At 73.4% G+C, this 15713-nt stretch carries 14 protein-coding genes; 5 read left to right on the forward strand and 9 right to left on the reverse strand.

Features of this window, described 5'->3' with window-relative positions:
- Nucleotides 1-240: 240 nt before the first annotated feature.
- Nucleotides 241-2067: an acyl-CoA dehydrogenase gene (locus KPL57_RS32170; protein WP_226354397.1), complete on the forward strand. Its 1827-nt coding sequence runs from the start codon at nt 241-243 to the stop codon at nt 2065-2067.
- A gap of 66 nt (nt 2068-2133) precedes the next feature.
- Here the strand turns inward: KPL57_RS32170 and KPL57_RS32175 are convergent, their stop codons facing one another.
- The 4 genes from KPL57_RS32175 to KPL57_RS32190 form a co-directional block, all read right to left on the reverse strand.
- Nucleotides 2134-2559: a CBS domain-containing protein gene (locus KPL57_RS32175; protein WP_226354398.1), complete on the reverse strand. Its 426-nt coding sequence runs from the start codon at nt 2557-2559 to the stop codon at nt 2134-2136.
- A gap of 95 nt (nt 2560-2654) precedes the next feature.
- Entirely contained in the window at nt 2655-5138 is a 2484-nt protein-coding gene (locus KPL57_RS32180) for a VanW family protein (RefSeq protein ID WP_226354399.1), read from the reverse strand.
- 125 nt (nt 5139-5263) lie between these two features.
- Entirely contained in the window at nt 5264-5584 is a 321-nt protein-coding gene (locus tag KPL57_RS32185; protein WP_062398895.1) for a co-chaperone GroES, read from the reverse strand.
- Between the two features lie 196 nt (nt 5585-5780).
- Nucleotides 5781-6971, reverse strand: a complete 1191-nt coding sequence (locus tag KPL57_RS32190; RefSeq protein ID WP_226354400.1) for an ATP-binding protein — start codon at nt 6969-6971, stop codon at nt 5781-5783.
- Between the two features lie 263 nt (nt 6972-7234).
- On the opposite strand from KPL57_RS32190, the gene KPL57_RS32195 reads away from it, so the two are divergent.
- Complete coding sequence (locus tag KPL57_RS32195; RefSeq protein ID WP_179761509.1) at nt 7235-7414, forward strand: hypothetical protein; 180 nt, start codon at nt 7235-7237, stop codon at nt 7412-7414.
- A 171-nt stretch (nt 7415-7585) separates the two neighbouring features.
- Here the strand turns inward: KPL57_RS32195 and KPL57_RS32200 are convergent, their stop codons facing one another.
- The 5 genes from KPL57_RS32200 to KPL57_RS70470 form a co-directional block, all read right to left on the reverse strand.
- A complete protein-coding gene (locus KPL57_RS32200; RefSeq protein ID WP_226354401.1) occupies nt 7586-8095 on the reverse strand; it encodes an FxsA family protein in 510 nt (169 codons plus the stop codon).
- Nucleotides 8096-8186: 91 nt separating this feature from the next.
- Nucleotides 8187-10097 carry a dihydrolipoamide acetyltransferase family protein gene (locus KPL57_RS32205; RefSeq protein ID WP_374203817.1) on the reverse strand — a complete coding sequence of 637 codons (1911 nt, stop codon included), beginning with the start codon at nt 10095-10097 and terminating at the stop codon, nt 8187-8189.
- Between the two features lie 9 nt (nt 10098-10106).
- Entirely contained in the window at nt 10107-11072 is a 966-nt protein-coding gene (locus KPL57_RS32215) for an alpha-ketoacid dehydrogenase subunit beta (RefSeq protein WP_178373126.1), read from the reverse strand.
- Nucleotides 11073-11087: 15 nt separating this feature from the next.
- Complete coding sequence (gene pdhA, locus KPL57_RS32220; RefSeq protein ID WP_226354402.1) at nt 11088-12275, reverse strand: pyruvate dehydrogenase (acetyl-transferring) E1 component subunit alpha; 1188 nt, start codon at nt 12273-12275, stop codon at nt 11088-11090.
- A 226-nt stretch (nt 12276-12501) separates the two neighbouring features.
- A complete protein-coding gene (locus tag KPL57_RS70470; protein ID WP_308016865.1) occupies nt 12502-12867 on the reverse strand; it encodes an antitoxin in 366 nt (121 codons plus the stop codon).
- A 209-nt stretch (nt 12868-13076) separates the two neighbouring features.
- Here KPL57_RS70470 and KPL57_RS32230 point away from each other — a divergent pair, with 209 nt between their 5' ends.
- From KPL57_RS32230 to KPL57_RS32240, 3 genes are read left to right on the forward strand one after another with little or no spacing between them, the layout of a single operon-like run.
- Entirely contained in the window at nt 13077-14012 is a 936-nt protein-coding gene (locus KPL57_RS32230) for an ABC transporter substrate-binding protein (protein WP_178373119.1), read from the forward strand.
- Nucleotides 14005-14925, forward strand: coding sequence for an amino acid ABC transporter permease (locus KPL57_RS32235; protein WP_226354403.1), 921 nt, complete (start codon nt 14005-14007; stop codon nt 14923-14925). The genes KPL57_RS32230 and KPL57_RS32235 overlap by 8 nt, the downstream gene beginning before the upstream one ends.
- A 5-nt stretch (nt 14926-14930) precedes the next feature.
- On the forward strand, nt 14931-15683 hold the full coding sequence (locus KPL57_RS32240; RefSeq protein WP_226356612.1) for an amino acid ABC transporter ATP-binding protein: 753 nt from the start codon (nt 14931-14933) through the stop codon (nt 15681-15683).
- Nucleotides 15684-15713 lie beyond the last annotated feature (30 nt).

Consider the following 15713-nt stretch of genomic DNA (forward strand, 5'->3'; position numbering starts at 1 on the left):
TCGGCGGCACCGCGCCGGCACCGCCTCCGTCACACACGCCACGTACGCCCCGTGCGACTCCGCATTCTCTCGGTTCACGGGAAAAGGACGGCGCGGGCGCGCCGGGCGAGCGCGTCACACGGGTGGGCGGTCCCTGAACCCGCACCTGCACCTTGCTCCGGTTACCGGTCAGTAATACTCTGGAGTCAGTTACCGGCCGGTAAGTCGATCGGCCCTGGCACGAACGGCGGTGAAGGACGGATGGGCCACTACAAGAGCAACGTGCGCGACCTCGAGTTCAACCTCTTCGAGGTGTTCGAGGTACAGAACCACCTCGGGACGGGACCCTTCGAGGACGTCGACGTCGACACCGCCAAGGGCGTGCTGTCCGAGCTGTCGACCGTCTGCACCGGCCCGCTCGCCGAGCACTACGCCACGATCGACCGCAACCCGCCGGTCTTCCACCCCGAGGACCACACGGTCACCACCCCGCAGGAGCTCAAGGACGCGTACAAGGTCCTCTGGGACGGCGAGTGGTGGCGCCTCGGCCTGCCGAACGAGCTGGGCGGCATGGGCATCCCGCCGTCCGTGCAGTGGGCCGCCGCCGAGCTGATGTGCGGCTCCAACCCGGCCATCTTCATGTACATGGCCGGCCCGAACTTCGCCTCGATCCTCTACAAGAACGGCAACGAGGAGCAGAAGCGCTGGGCACAGCTGATGATCGACCGCGGCTGGGGCGCCACCATGGTGCTGACCGAGCCGGACGCGGGCTCCGACGTCGGCGCCGGCCGCACCAAGGCGATCCAGCAGGACGACGGCACCTGGCACATCGAGGGCGTGAAGCGCTTCATCACCTCGGCCGAGCAGGACTTCACCGAGAACATCATGCACCTGGTGCTGGCCCGCCCCGAGGGCGGAAAGCCGGGCACCAAGGGCCTGTCGCTGTTCCTGGTGCCGAAGTTCCACTTCGACGCGCAGACCGGTGAGCCGGGCGAGCGCAACGGCGCCTTCGTGACCAACGTCGAGCACAAGATGGGCCTCAAGGCCTCCACCACCTGCGAGCTGACCTTCGGTGCCCACGGCACCCCGGCCGTCGGGTGGCTGCTGGGCGACGTGCACGACGGCATCGCCCAGATGTTCCAGGTCATCGAGTACGCCCGGATGATGGTCGGCACCAAGGCCATCGGCACCCTGTCGACCGGCTACCTGAACGCGCTCGAGTTCGCCAAGGAGCGCGTGCAGGGCGCGGACCTGACGAAGATGACCGACAAGACCGCGCCGCGGGTCACGATCACCCACCACCCGGACGTCCGCCGCAGCCTGATGCTGCAGAAGGCGTACGCCGAGGGCATGCGCGCCGTCTACATCTACACCGCGACCTTCCAGGACAAGGTGCGCCTCGGTGGCGAGGACGCCGCGCTCGCGGAGAAGGTCAACGACCTGCTCCTGCCGATCGTCAAGGGCGTCGGCTCCGAGCGCGCCACCGAGCAGCTCGTGCAGTCGCTGCAGACCCTGGGCGGGTCGGGCTTCCTGCAGGACTACCCGATCGAGCAGTACATCCGGGACGCCAAGATCGACTCCCTCTACGAGGGCACCACCGCGATCCAGTCCCAGGACTTCCTGTTCCGCAAGATCGTCCGGGACAACGGCCAGGCCCTCGCGCACGTCGCGGGCGAGGTCCAGGCGTTCATCGACTCCGACGCGGGCAACGGCCGGCTCAAGGAGGAGCGCGAGCTCCTGCGCACCGCGCTGACCGACGTGCAGGGGATGCTCGGCACGCTGACCGGCTACCTCTACGGCTCCACCAAGGACGTCACCGAGCTGTACAAGGTCGGCCAGCACACCGTGCGGCTGCTGATGGCGGTCGGCGACCTGCTCGTCGGCTGGCTGCTGCTGCGCCAGGCCACCGTCGCGCTCGCCGCGCTGGGCACCGACGGCGTCTCCGCGAAGGACCGGGCCTTCTACGAGGGCAAGGTCGGCGTCGCGACCTTCTTCGCGAAGTCCGTGCTGCCCCGCCTGACCTCGGACAAGGCGATCATCGCGAACGCCGACAACGAGCTCATGGAGCTCGACGAGGCCTCGTTCTGATCCGGTTCCGATGACGAAGGGCCCCGGGCGCGGACTCCCCGCCCGGGGCCCTTCCTCGTCGTGCCCCTACTGCGCGATGTAGCTCTCCAGCTGCTCGCGCTCCTGCTCCAGCATGTCCATCCGGGCCTTGACCAGGTCGCCGATGGACACGATCCCGGCCAGCGCCCCGTCGACGATCACCGGCAGGTGCCGCACCCGGCGGTCGGTCATGATCCGGGCGAGGTCGCCGACGCCGTCGTCGGGCGAGCAGGTGACCACCTCGGTGGTCATCACCTCGGCCACCCGCGCGTCGAGCAGTGCGGCGCCGTGGCTGTGCAGCCGGCGCACCACGTCCCGCTCGGAGACGATGCCGACCAACCGGTCGCCGTCGACGACGGGCAGTGCGCCGAGGTTCCGCTCGGCGATCGCGCGCAGCACCTCGCTCACCGAGTCGTCCGGTGCCACGGTGCTGACCGCGCTGCCCTTGCTCCTCAGAACGTCCGCGATGCGCATGGGGTACTCCGATCCCTCGCTGTCCGACGGCTGGAGGGATCAGGGTACGAATGTGACCTGGCTCTCGTCATCCCCTGGCGGGAACGATCACCGGATCAGCCGCCGCACTGCACGATCGGCTGAGGGTTGTACTTGACCGTCCGCGTCTTGCTGGTCGTCTCCCCGGTCTGGATGTTGCGCATGGTCCGGGTGTCGGTCGCGGTGAAGCCCGGCGAGCCCTTGCTGGCGCTGCACGGCTGCCCCGCCGGGATGTTGACGACCTGCGGCTGGGTCGGGTTGGTCCGCGGCCCGGTCGCCGAGGTGACCTCGTACATCTTCTGGCCGAGGAACGAGACGGTGACGTTGCTGGGCGTCCACGTCGTCCGGATCAGCACGGCGGTCGGGCCGTCGTTGCGGAACTTGACGTCGATGAGGTCGTTGAAGACCGTCGCCTCGCGGGCCACCGGGTAGCGGCTGATGTAGTAGCTGTGCTCCTTGTGCTCGACGTCGGTCATGCCGGCGAAGTACGACGCGTTGTACAGCGTCGTCGCGAGCTGGGAGACACCGCCGCCGACGCCGCGCGCCGGGTGGCCGTCCTCGATGATGCCGGCCTCGACATAGCCGTTGGCGGCGTTGCGGGGGTTGCTGACGCCGTTGAGGCTGAACGTCTCGCCGGGCTGCACGATCTGGCCGTTGATGGCCTCGGCGGCGCGCTTGATGTTCTGCCCCGAGTCGGCGGCGAACCCGCCGGTGGTGAACGTCGAGATCTCGGTGGCGTTGCCCAGCGACTCCAGGTCGGCCGTGGTGATCTCGGCCGGCTTGTTCGCGTAGACCGCCGCGACGGTGCGCTCGCCCTGGCCGGTGAGGATCGGCAGCACGTTCGCGAAGGTCGCGTCGTAGTCGATGCCGCGCCCGTCCTGCGACGGGACGACCCGCGGCGGGGTCGCGGCGAAGTCCAGCTGGGCGTCGACGCCGGGCTTCTCGGTGCTCGCCAGCTGCGGCTGCGCGACGTCCTCGAGGGTCTTGTTCGCGATCACCGGCTTCAGCTTCACCGGGCCCTCCGGGTCCGCGGTGAAGCTGAGCGCGGTGGTGATGTCCTCGGGGGTGATGGTCGCGTTCGCACCCTCTCCGGTGATCGTCAGCGGGCCGGCGACGGCGGGCTTGGCGACCTCGTCGATGGCCTTCTGCACGTCGGCCGGGGTGGTGACGGCCTGCTCGACGATCAGCGGGAGCTGCACCGGCTCGCCGGAGGCCCACTGCTCCTCGACGACGCCGACGGCCGCGTCGACGTCGAGCTGCTGGCCCGGCTCCGGCGCGACCGGGGTCGGGGTGACGCCCTGCCACTGGACCGAGCCCTCCTTGGGCTCCTTCATGACCAGCGGGGCCATCTGCTCCAGCGCGGTGCGCACGGCACGGTCGTCGGCGGAGTTGACCACCCCGACCTCGCGGGTGGTGAAGAACGAGGAGATCCGGGTGATCGGGTTCAGCGGCTGCTCGCCCGCCTCGTCGAGGGTGCGCGCGTAGTCGACCTGCAGGCCCGCGGCCTTCGGGTCGATCTCGGAGCGGACCTCACCGGCCTGGACCGGCACCGGCGCGGAGGAGCGGGGCTCGATCGCGGTCTGCAGCGTCTCGGTGGCCTGGGCGCGCGACATGCCGCCGATCTGCTGACCGGCGACGACGACGCCGCGCGGCACGCTGCCGGAGCTGAGCGCGAGGTCGCCGACGTAGCCGAGGACGAGCACGCCGAGCGCGGCGGCCGCGACGATCAGGCCGACCGGGCGCTTGCGCTGCGGGCCGTCACCGCCCTCGCCGTCGCCGTGCCCGTCACCGTCGCCACCACCGGGGCCGCCGGGCCCACCGGGGCCTCCCGGCCCACCCGGACCGGTCGCGCCCGCGGGGCCGGTCGCGCCCGCGGCACCGAACGCGCCGGCGCCGAGGACCGCGGTGCCCGCGCCCGGGCCGCCGGTGTGGATGCGGGCGGTCTGCTCGGCGGCCGGGGTGACCCGGGGCAGGACCTGGGTGCGCTGCTCGCTGAGCGGGGCGACGCGGACGGTGTCCTGGTCCTGCCCCTCGGGGGCGGCGGGGACCGGGCGGGTCGCGTCCGGCGCGCCGGACGGCCGGGGGCCGGGCTGCGGCGCGGCGGGGCCCGCGGGGGCCGGGGCGCCGCCGGACGGCTGCGGGGCGGCCGTGCCGGACTCCGGGCGGGGCGGCGTTCCGGGCTGCTGCGGGGCACCGGTGTCCGGGCGCTGCGGCGCGGGGGACGGCTGGTGCGGGGCGGGCGACGGCGCGGCCGGGCCGTCCGCCGTGGTCGCCTGCCCGACGACGGTGCGGGCCGCGGGGGACTCCGGCGGCGCCTGCTCGGCGGCCTCGGCCGGGTCGGCGGGACCGGACACCTCGGCGGCCGGGACCTCGGTGGCGCCCTGCGGCGCGGGCGTTCCCTGCGGCGCGGCGGGGGCGGCGGGACCGGGCGAGGGACGGCGGGCGGGCATCACGGGGCGACCGGCACCGGCGGCGTCGCCGTTCTGCGGGTCTCCCGGCTCCGGCGCGGACGTCACCGGCTGCTCGTCCGCGTCGTCGGACGAGGGAGGGCGCTCGGGCATGACGTGGGACTTCCTTTCCGCACTGCCATCGACTCTGTCATCGAGACCGGCGTCGTCGCCTGCGTCGACACCGCTGTCGAACCGGGTGGGCCGCGGGTCCGTGCGGACCGGCGCGACCCGGGGATTCAGAGGTAGAGACCGGTCCCGTGCTGGGTGGCCTCGGAGGCCACCGCGTGCAGGTCCCGCTCACGCATGACCAGATGCCCGACGCCGGCGATCTCGACCTCGTACTGGTCCTCCGGGGCGAGCAGGACGCGGTCGCCGGCCTTCACCGTGCGCACGTGCTGTCCCACCCCGACCACCTCTCCCCAGACCAGACGCTTGGCGACCTGTGCGGTTGCCGGGATCACGATTCCGGCCGAGCTCCGTCGCTCGCCGGAACCCTCGACCCTCTTGATCATGACCCGGTCATGGAGCATCTGGATCTCGAGTTTGGGCTCGACCACCGGGCCGATGCTACGGGTGACCCCTGACGCCCCCGGCGGCGCCCGGCGCAGGCGAGAGCATGCCCCGAACGTGGAACGCCCCGCGGCGCTACCGAGTCGGGGGTCGGGTGGCGCCGCGGGGCTCAGCAGGGGTTTCGCGCCGACACGACGACCTGTTACACCGCAAACAGTTTTCACTCGTCCGGAGCAGCGGGGCTCAGGTGTTGGCGAGCAGGTACCGCCCGAAGTGCGGCACGGTGAAGGCGATCTGGCCGCGCTGGGCGGAGAACACCAGCCCCTTCTTGAGCAGGCTGTCGCGCGCCGGGGACAGCGACGACGCGCGCCGGTCCAGGTGCTTGGCCACCAGCGACGTCTCGACGGGGTGGTCCTCCCCGTCGGTCAGCTCGGCCATCGCCCGCAGGTACTCGCGCTCCGCGGGCGTCGCCCGCTCGAAGCGCGAGCCGAAGAAGCCGACCGCGAGCTCGGCCTCGGCCTCGGGGGCGGCCATCTCGACGTCCTTCACGCCGATCGGGCTGGTCGGCGCGGCGTCCCAGGCGGCCTTGCCGTAGGCCTGCACGAAGTAGGGGTAGCCGCCCGAGCGGACGTAGAGGTCGTCGAGGGCCTCCTGGTCGAAGGTCGCCTCCTCGCGCTCGGCCGGGGCGATCAGTGCGAAGTCGGCGTCCTTGCGGTCCAGCCGGTCGATCCGCGAGTACTTGAACAGCCGCTCCGAGTAGGACTTCGACGCCGACAGCACCGCAGGCAGGTGCGGCAGTCCCGCCCCGACGACGACGAGCGGCACCCGGGCCTGGGACAGCTCGTGGCAGGCGGCGCAGAGCGCGGAGACGTCCTCGGGCCGCAGGTCCTGCATCTCGTCGATCAGCAGCGCGATGCCGGAGCCGACGTCCTGGGCCAGCTCGGCGACCTCGGTGAACAGCTCGACGAGGTCGATCTCGATGTCCCCGGAGTCCGCGCGCCCGTTCTTCACCGGGACGTCGATGCCGGGCTGCCAGCGCTCCCGCAGCTTGGTGCCCTCCGGCGACGACCGCAGCGCGAACGCCTTGAGCACGCCCAGCACCTCGTCGATGCGCTCGGGCGCCCGGTGCCGGACGGCGAGGTCGCGGATCGCGCGGTGCAGCGCCGCGGACAGCGGACGGCGCAGGTCGGCGTCCGGGCGGGCCTCGATCTTCCCGGCGCCCCAGCCGGCGTGCATCGCCATCGAGCGCAGCTCGCCGAGCAGGACCGTCTTGCCGACGCCGCGCAGCCCGGTGAGCACCAGGCTCCGCTCCGGGCGACCGCGGGAGACCCGCTCCAGGACGATCTCGAAGGCGTCCACCTCGCGGTCCCGGCCGGCCAGCTCCGGCGGGCGCTGCCCGGCGCCGGGGGCGAACGGGTTGCGCACCGGGTCCATGCGAGGACGGTATCCGCCGCTCTTCGGAATTCCGTAGACGACGACGGCGTGTCGCGGCCCCGCCACCCGGGCGGCCCAGCGACGACGTCGGTCACCCAGCGTGGTCGCGATGCCCGTCCGGGCCGGCTCCGGCGTCGCTCGTGCGGTCCGCCGCGAACGCACCGTGCGAGCGGGACCGGTGAATGACAGTGTTGTCGTCACGATCCGGTGGCCCGCGCCCGGTGACCTTCCGCGACCGCGGCTGACCAGCGACACTCTGAGGCGTGCACCACCCTGTCGCACGTGACTACGCCCGGGAGGAGAGCGCTGTGGGCCGACACCGCGGACGGCACCGCGCCGACCGGATGCATCACTCGACGCTGCGGATGAAGCCGATCACGCTGCGTCGCCGACGGCTGGAGAGCCTGCGCAGCCTGCTCGCAGGAGCGCGCCCCGGCTGGTGAGAAGGACGGCGGGGGCGACCCCCGAACGCTCCCGCCGTCCACCACCCCGTCCCGGACCTGCCGCGCCCGGCCGTCGCACCCCTGGTGCCGCCGTCGCACCCTCCGCACGGGGTGCGGTGACCGCGTGCGGGGTGCGCCGGGCGACCACGCATCGCGGGGCCCGGTGACGGGTCAGGTGCGGTCGGGGCCGTCCACGACCTCGCCGTCGACGACCGGGCCGGTGCCCGCGGCGGGGCCGGTGATGCGCGGGTACGCGGTCGCCGTGCGCGGCTCGGTGACGGTCTCGCCCTCGACCACGGTGGCGCCGTAGCGGATCCGCGCGGTGCGCAGGCTCGGTGCGGCCCGCTCGGCGGCGTTCACCATGCGACGCTGGACCAGGGCCCGCGTCGGGGGGAACACCAGGGCGAGACCGAGCACGTCGGTGATCAGGCCCGGCAGGAAGATGAGGATGCCACCGGCGGCGACGAGCAGCCCGTCGGTCGCCTCCTCGTGCGCCAGCTTCCCGCGCTGCACCGCGGTGGCGAGCGCGCGGGCGGCGCGGACGCCCTCCCGGCGGGCGAGCAGGAGTCCGACCACGGACCCGGCGAGCAGGACCAGCAGGGTCCAGCCCAGTCCGATCCACGCGATCAGCCCGGCGAGCGCGACGATCTCGAGCACGACGTAGAGCAGCACGAACGGCATGCCCGTACAACGCACGGGCACGCCGTTCTGCTCCCGGATCGCCCGAATTCCCCGGATCGATCTCCCGGGGCCCTCGGATGATCTCCCCAGGTCACCAGGTGAAGGCGACCCCGGGGTCGTGCAGCAGCGCGCCGACGTCGGCGAGGAACCGCGAGCCCTCGGCCCCGTCGACGAGGCGGTGGTCGAACGACAGCGCCAGCCGGCACACGGTGCGCACGGCCAGCTCGCCGTCGACGACCCAGGGGGCGGGCTTGATCGACCCGACCGCGAGGATCGCGGCCTCGCCGGGGTTGATGATCGGCGTCCCGGTGTCGACGCCGAGCACGCCGACGTTGGTGATCGTGAACGTGCCCCCGACCAGGTCGGCCGGGGCGGTCCGGCCCGCCCGGGCGGTGTCGGTGAGCGTCGTGAGCGCGTCGGCCATGCCGCGCAGAGTGAGGGTGTCCGCGTCGCGGATCTTGGGGACGACGAGCCCGCGCGGCGTCGCGGCGGCGATGCCGAGCTGGACGCGGGCGTAGTAGACGATCTCGCCGGCGCGCTCGTCCCAGCTGGCGTTGACCGCAGGGGTCCGCGCGGCGGCGAGGCAGGCGGCCTTCGCGACGAACGCCAGCGGGGTCAGCTTGACCCCGGCGAACTCGCGCGAGGCCCGCAGCCGGTCGCGCAGGGCCATCATCTCGGTGACGTCGACGTCGAGGAACTCGGTGACGTGCGGCGCGGTGAACGCGCTCGCGACCATCGCCGCGGCGGTGGCCCTGCGGACGCCGCGGATGGGCTCGCGCCGGTCCTCGGTGGGCCGGGCGGTGGTCGTGCCCGCCACGGCGGCGACGGCCGATCCGGCCGGAGCCCCGGCGGCCCCGGTGCCCTGACCAGCGGCAGCGCCCTGTCCAGCGGCCGCACCCTGACCCGCGGCGGTGCCCGGCCCGGCGGCGGAGCCAGGCCCGGCGGCCCCACCCTGACCCGCGGCGGTACCCGGTCCGGCGGCCGCGCCCTGGGCGGCGGCGGTGCCCCGCCCGGCGGCGGGCCCCGGATCGCCGGGGCCCGAGTCGTCCGGCGCGGCACCCGAGGTCGCGGCGCCGGCGAGCCCCCCGGCAGCGGCACCCGCCGCGGCGAGGCCCCCGGCGACCGGCGACCCGGCAGCGGACGTCCCGGCAGCGCCCGCTCCGGCGCCCCGGCCGTCGGCCGCAGCGCCGTTCCCGGCCCCCGCGAGCCCGGCGCCCGTGAGTCCGGCGCCCGCACCCCCGGCCCCCGACGCGGCGGCGTGCACGTCCTCCCGGGTGATCCGGCCGTCCCGCCCGGTCCCCGTCACCGCCCGCAGGTCGACGCCCAGCTCCCGTGCGAGCAGGCGGACCGGCGGCGGGGCGAGCGGGACCTGCGCGGCCCGCGGTCCGACCGCGTCGCCCCCGGCCCGCCCGTCGGAACCCCCGGCCTGCCCGTCGGAGCCCCCGGCCCCCGGGTCGGCCCCGGTGGACGTCCCGGGAGCGGCCTGCTCGGGCGACCCGAGCGACTGCTGGGGCGACGGGACGGGGGCCGCGCCCGGCCCCGGTGAATCCGGGCCCCCGGAGCCACCGGCGCCGGGGTGCCCCGCCGCGAACGACCCGGACGGGGCGGCGGGCGCAGCGGAGGCGGTGGGCTCACGCCGGGGCCGTCGCCGGGCGGAGCCCTGCCGCGGCCCGTACCCGACGAGCGTCGCGATCCGTCCGTCCTTGCCCGCCTCACCGATCTTCGCGCCGGTGTCGGCGACGGCGTCGGCGTCGGGCGCTGCCCCACCGGTGTCGATCGCGATGATCGGCGTCCCGACGGCGACGGTCGCGCCCGGCTCGGCCAGAAGCTCCCCGACCGTCCCGGCCCACGGCGAGGGCAGCTCCACGGCCGCCTTCGCCGTCTCGATCTCCACGATCACGTCGTTCACCGCGACCGTGTCCCCGGGCGCCACCCGCCAGGTGACGATCTCGGCCTCGGTCAGCCCCTCGCCGACGTCGGGCAGCTTGAAGTGCTCACGCATGTGCGGTCCTCACCAGGCCAGGGAACGGTCGACGGCGTCGAGCACCCGGTCCAGGTCCGGCAGGTACTCGTCCTCCAGCCGCGACGGCGGGTAGGGCGTGTCGAAACCGGTCACGCGCAGCACCGGCGCCTCCAGCGAGAAGAAGCACTCCTGCTGGATCCGGGCGGCGACCTCGGAGGTCACCGACGACTCCGCGGGCGCCTCGGACACCACGACCAGCCGTCCGGTGCGTCGCACCGAGTCCGCGACCGGGCCGAGGTCGAGCGGGGACAGCGACCGCAGGTCGACCACCTCGAGCTCGCGGCCCTCCTCGGCGGCCGCTGCGGCCGCGTCGAGGCAGGTCCGCACCATCGGCCCGTAGGTGGCGACGGTCAGCGTCGAGCCCGGCCGCACCACCCGCGACGCGTGCAGCGGGTACGCCGACGCCAGGTCGGCGCCGTCGAGCTCGCCCTTCTCCCAGTACCGGCGCTTCGGCTCGAAGAAGATCACCGGGTCGTCGGAGAGGATCGCCTGCTGGATCATCCAGTGCGCGTCCGACGGGGTCGAGCAGGTGACCACCTTCAGGCCCGCGACGTGCGCGAACAGCGACTCGGGCGACTCGGAGTGGTGCTCGACGGCACCGATCCCGCCGCCGTAGGGGATCCGGACGACGACCGGCACCGGAACCCGGCCCTGCGTCCGGTACCGCAGCTTCGCCAGCTGGGACACGATCTGGTCGTAGCCGGGGAAGACGAACCCGTCGAACTGGATCTCGCAGACCGGGCGGAACCCGCGCACCGCGAGCCCGATCGCGGCGCCGATGATCCCGGACTCCGACAGCGGGGTGTCGAGCACGCGCTGCTCGCCGAAGTCCTTCTGCAGCCCGTCGGTGATGCGGAAGACGCCGCCGAGCCGGCCGACGTCCTCACCCATGACCAGCACCTTGGGGTCGCGCTCCATCGCGGCACGCAGGCCGTCGTTGAGCGCCTTCGCCATCGTGGTCGGCACGGCTCAGCCCTCCTCGTCCGCGAACGACGCGTGGTAGGCCAGGAACTCCTCGCGCTGGCGCTCCACCGTCGGCGACGCCTCGGCGTAGACCTGGGAGAACATCCGCTCCGGGCCGGGCTGGGGCATCGCCCGGCAGAACGCCCGCATCCGTTCGCCCAGCGCGTCCGCCTCGGCCTCGACGGCGTCGAAGAAGTCGGCGCCGACGCCGTGCCGCCGGGCCAGGTGCACCCGGACCCGCTCGATCGGGTCCTTGAGCTTCCACAGCTCGACCTCGTCGGCGAGCCGGTAGCGGGTCGCGTCGTCGGAGGTGGTGTGGGAGTCCATCCGGTAGGTGAACGCCTCGATCAGCACCGGGCCGTTGCCGGTGCGGCACTCGTCGAGCGCCCAGCGGGTGACGGCGAGGCAGGCGAGGACGTCGTTGCCGTCCACCCGGACGCCGGGGAAGCCGTAGCCGCGGGCGCGCTGGTAGAGCGGCACCCGGGTCTGGCGCTCGGCCGGCACCGAGATCGCCCACTGGTTGTTCTGGCAGAAGAAGACCAGCGGCGCGTCGTAGGCGGCGGCCCAGACGAAGCCCTCGTGGACGTCGCCCTGGCTGGTGGCGCCGTCGCCGAAATAGCAGATGGTGGCCTCACCGGTGTCCCGGTCGCCGACCTTCGACTCGAAGCGCTGGCCCATCGCGTAGCCGGCGGCGTTGAGGCACTGGTTGCCGATGACGATCGTGTACGGGTGGAACCGGGTCGCGACCGGGTCCCAGGTGCCGTGGTCGGTGCCGCGGAAGATGCCGAGCAGCTCGGTCGGGTCGACCCCGCGGCACCAGGCGACGCCGTGCTCGCGGTAGCTGGGGAAGCACATGTCCTCGGGCGCGAGCGCGCGGCCGGAGCCGACCTGCGCGGCCTCCTGGCCGAGCAGCGGCACCCAGAGGCCGAGCTCGCCCTGACGCTGCAGGGAGTTGCCCTCGCGGTCGGCCCGCCGGACCAGGACGAGGTCGCGGTAGAGCGACTGCAGGTCCTCGGCGGTGATGTCGGCGGCGTAGCGGTCGAAACGCTCGTCGGGCACCCGCTCGCCCTCGGGGGTGAGCAGCTGGACGAGCTCCGGCCCGCCCTCGTCGACGCCCTTCAGCCCGGCGACGACCTGGTCGTGGCTGGGCCGCGACCGCGGATCGGTCGGTATCCACGCCTGGGGTACGTCCACGGCAGACCTCCTCGGTCGCACCGGGCGGGGTCACGCCCGGGAGCGTCGGCTCCGGGCCCGTGCGGGTGGTGCGGACCCGGGACGCGCAGGCGCGTCACCACCGATCCTGGCACGTCACCGGCCCCGAGGAGAACCGGTGCCCCGCAGGTCGACGGGTGGACGACGGACCGTCGGACGTCCACATACGACGGTCCCGGCACCCGGCCGGGACCGCCGCGGGAGCGGGTCAGGCGCCGTGCGGACGCTCCGGGTTCGGCGGCGGGAACGCCGGGGGCTGCTGCGGGGTGCGCTGCGTCGGCGCGTCCGCACCGCCCGCCGGGTACGGCGGGTTCCCGGCGGCCGGGCGGCCCGGGGCGGGCGGAGTGGTGCCCGGCGCGCCGTAGCCGTAGCCGGGCTGCGGGATGCCCGCGACGTCCTTCGCCTTGCGGGCGGCCCCGGCGATCTGGTTCGTGTACTTGCCCTTGGTCTGCTTGTCGACGAACTGGGCGGCGGAGTCGAGGGCCTTGCCCGCCTTGTCCGGGTTGGACCGGGCGTAGCGGCGGGCGGCCTCGACCGCTCCTGCCAGGACGGTGAGTCTGCGGAACAGCGACATCTTCGAGGACCTCCGTGACGGTGCGGCACCGCGTCGATCCCGCGGCACTCGGTCGTCGCACCAACAGTAGGCGAACGGGCACGGACCGGCGCGGCGTTCCACCGGCGTGCGACGAGCACGTAACGGATCGGTCGTGCGTGCGGCGGTGACCCGCCGGTAAGTGGCAGGATCCCCGCCGTTCGACCCCGCCTCACCTGGAAGGCAACCGCATGACGACCGCGAGGACCCGCAGCGTCCGCTCCCTGACCGGGATCGCACTGTCCGCACTGACCGCACTGGTCCTGACCGGCTGTGGGGCCGGCGGCGACGGCAGCGGGGGAGGCGGCTCCGCCGAGGCCACCGGCACCGACGCGCCGATCCCGGCCGTCGCCAAGGACGACCGGCTCGCGGCGATGGTGCCGGCCGAGGTGCGGCAGGACGGCACGTGGGTCGTCGGCACCGACCCGACCTACCCGCCGAACGAGTTCACCGCGCCCGACGGCACCACGATCATCGGGATGGAGGTCGACCTCGGCAACGCCATCGCCCAGAAGCTGGGGCTGACCGCGAAGTTCGAGCAGAGCCAGTTCTCCGGGATCATCCCGGGCATCACCGGCGGCCGCTACGAGGCCGGCATCTCGTCGTTCACCATCAACGACGAGCGCACCAAGGTGCTCGACATGGTCGGCTACTTCTCCGCGGGCACCAGCCTCGCCACCCGCAAGGGCAACCCGGACGGGATCGACCCGAACGACCTCTGCGGCAAGGCCGTCGGCGTCCAGCAGGGCACCGTGCAGGTCGAGGACGTGCAGGCCCGCACCAAGAAGTGCACCGACGAGGGCAAGCCGGCCATCCAGGTGACCGAGCTGCAGGCCCAGACCGACGTGACGCTCGCGCTGAACTCGAACCGGATCGTCGCGATGCTCGCCGACTCCCCGGTCGCGGCCTACGCACAGACCACCACGAACGGCGCCGTCGAGGTCGTCGGGCAGCCCTACGACACCGCCCCGTACGGCGTCGCGCTGAAGAAGAACGACGGCCAGTACGCCCAGGCCGTGCAGGGCGCCGTCCAGTCGCTGATCGACGACGGCACCTACAAGAAGATCCTCGACAAGTGGAACGTCGCCAACGGCGCCATCGCCACGTCCTCGATCAACGGTGGCTGAGCCGGCGACCACCGGCGCCCGACCCGAGCCCCGCGACGCGGTCGCCGTCCGGCACCCCGGACGGTGGGTCGCGATCGCGGTGCTCGCGGTCCTCGGCGCGATGCTGGTCAACACGCTGCTGACCAACGAGAACTTCGGCTGGCCGGTCGTCGCGCAGTACCTGTTCTCCGCACCGGTGCTCAACGGGCTCGCCAACACCCTGGTGCTGACCGTGCTGTCGATGCTGATCGGCATCGTCGGCGGCGTCGGACTGGCCGTCATGCGGCTGTCGCCGAACCCGGTGCTCTCCGGGGTGGCCGGGGTGTACCTGTGGCTGTTCCGCGGCACCCCGCTGATCGCGCAGCTGCTGTTCTGGAGCTTCCTGTCGGCGCTCTACCCGAACCTGTCGCTGGGCGTCCCGTTCGGCCCGGAGTTCGTCGTGTTCGACACGAACTCGCTGATCACGCCGTTCCTGGCGTGCCTGCTGGGCCTCGGGCTGAACGAGGCCGCCTACATGGCCGAGATCGTGCGCGGCGGCATCCAGTCGGTCGACCAGGGCCAGAGCGAGGCCGCCGGGGCGCTCGGCATGACCCGCGCGCAGACGCTGCGTCGGGTGGTGCTCCCGCAGGCGATGCGGGTGATCATCCCGCCGACCGGCAACGAGACCATCGGCATGCTGAAGACGACGTCGCTGGTCGTCGTCATCGGCTACACCGAGCTGCTCACCTCGGTGCAGCGGATCTACTCGACGAACTTCCAGACCATCCCGCTGCTGATCGTGGCCGCGGCCTGGTACCTGCTGCTGACCTCGCTGCTCACCGCCGGTCAGCGGGTCATCGAACGCCGCTACGGCCGCGGTGTCGCCGGTGCCGTCACCGAGGCGACCCCGCTGGTGCGGCTGTTCTCGTTCCGGACGGGAGGGAAGACCTCGTGACCCCGATGGTCCGGGCCGAGACGGTCGGCAAGAGCTTCGGCGACGTCGAGGTGCTCCGCGGCGTCGACCTCGTCGTCGAGCCCGGGCAGGTCTGCTGCGTGATCGGGCCGTCGGGCTCGGGCAAGTCCACGCTGCTGCGCTGCATCAACCACCTCGAGACGATCGACACCGGGCGGCTGTGGGTGGGCGGCGAGCTCATGGGGCTGCGCGAGGAGAACGGGAAGCTGTACCGGCTGCGCGACTCCGCGCTCGGCAGGCAGCGCCGCGAGATCGGCATGGTGTTCCAGCGCTTCAACCTGTTCCCGCACCGCACCGCGGCGGAGAACGTGATGGAGGCGCCGGTCGTCGTCCGCCGGGAGTCCCGCGCGACCGCACGGAAGCGGGCCGTGGAGCTGCTCGGCCGGGTCGGGCTGGCCGACCGGGCCGACGCCTACCCGGCGCAGCTGTCCGGCGGGCAGCAGCAGCGCGTGGCGATCGCCAGGGCACTGGCCATGCAGCCGAAGCTGATGCTGTTCGACGAGCCGACCTCGGCGCTCGACCCGGAGCTGGTCGGCGAGGTGCTCGACGTGATGCGCGAGCTGGCCCGCGAGGGCATGACGATGATCGTCGTGACCCACGAGATGGGCTTCGCCCGCGAGGTCGGCGACGCGCTGGTGTTCATGGACGACGGCCGGATCGTCGAGTCCGGCGACCCGCGCGCGGTGCTCTCCGACCCGCAGGAGGAGCGCACCCGCGCGTTCCTGTCGAAGGTGCTCTGAGGCGACGGTCCGGGGGGGCGTCGCGGAGTT

The sequence above is a fragment of the Pseudonocardia sp. ICBG601 genome (genome assembly GCF_020496245.1).

Excerpts from the sequence above, each read along its gene's own strand:
- KPL57_RS32170 (WP_226354397.1), top strand. The coding sequence starts at position 241 with ATGGGCCACTACAAGAGCAACGTGCGCGACCTCGAGTTCAACCTCTTC.
- KPL57_RS32175 (WP_226354398.1), bottom strand. The coding sequence starts at position 2,559 with ATGCGCATCGCGGACGTTCTGAGGAGCAAGGGCAGCGCGGTCAGCACC.
- KPL57_RS32180 (WP_226354399.1), bottom strand. The coding sequence starts at position 5,138 with ATGCCCGAGCGCCCTCCCTCGTCCGACGACGCGGACGAGCAGCCGGTG.
- KPL57_RS32190 (WP_226354400.1), bottom strand. The coding sequence starts at position 6,971 with ATGGACCCGGTGCGCAACCCGTTCGCCCCCGGCGCCGGGCAGCGCCCG.
- KPL57_RS32200 (WP_226354401.1), bottom strand. The coding sequence starts at position 8,095 with ATGCCGTTCGTGCTGCTCTACGTCGTGCTCGAGATCGTCGCGCTCGCC.
- KPL57_RS32205 (WP_374203817.1), bottom strand. The coding sequence starts at position 10,097 with ATGCGTGAGCACTTCAAGCTGCCCGACGTCGGCGAGGGGCTGACCGAG.
- KPL57_RS32215 (WP_178373126.1), bottom strand. The coding sequence starts at position 11,072 with ATGGCGAAGGCGCTCAACGACGGCCTGCGTGCCGCGATGGAGCGCGAC.
- KPL57_RS70470 (WP_308016865.1), bottom strand. The coding sequence starts at position 12,867 with ATGTCGCTGTTCCGCAGACTCACCGTCCTGGCAGGAGCGGTCGAGGCC.
- KPL57_RS32230 (WP_178373119.1), top strand. The coding sequence starts at position 13,077 with ATGACGACCGCGAGGACCCGCAGCGTCCGCTCCCTGACCGGGATCGCA.
- KPL57_RS32240 (WP_226356612.1), top strand. The coding sequence starts at position 14,931 with ATGGTCCGGGCCGAGACGGTCGGCAAGAGCTTCGGCGACGTCGAGGTG.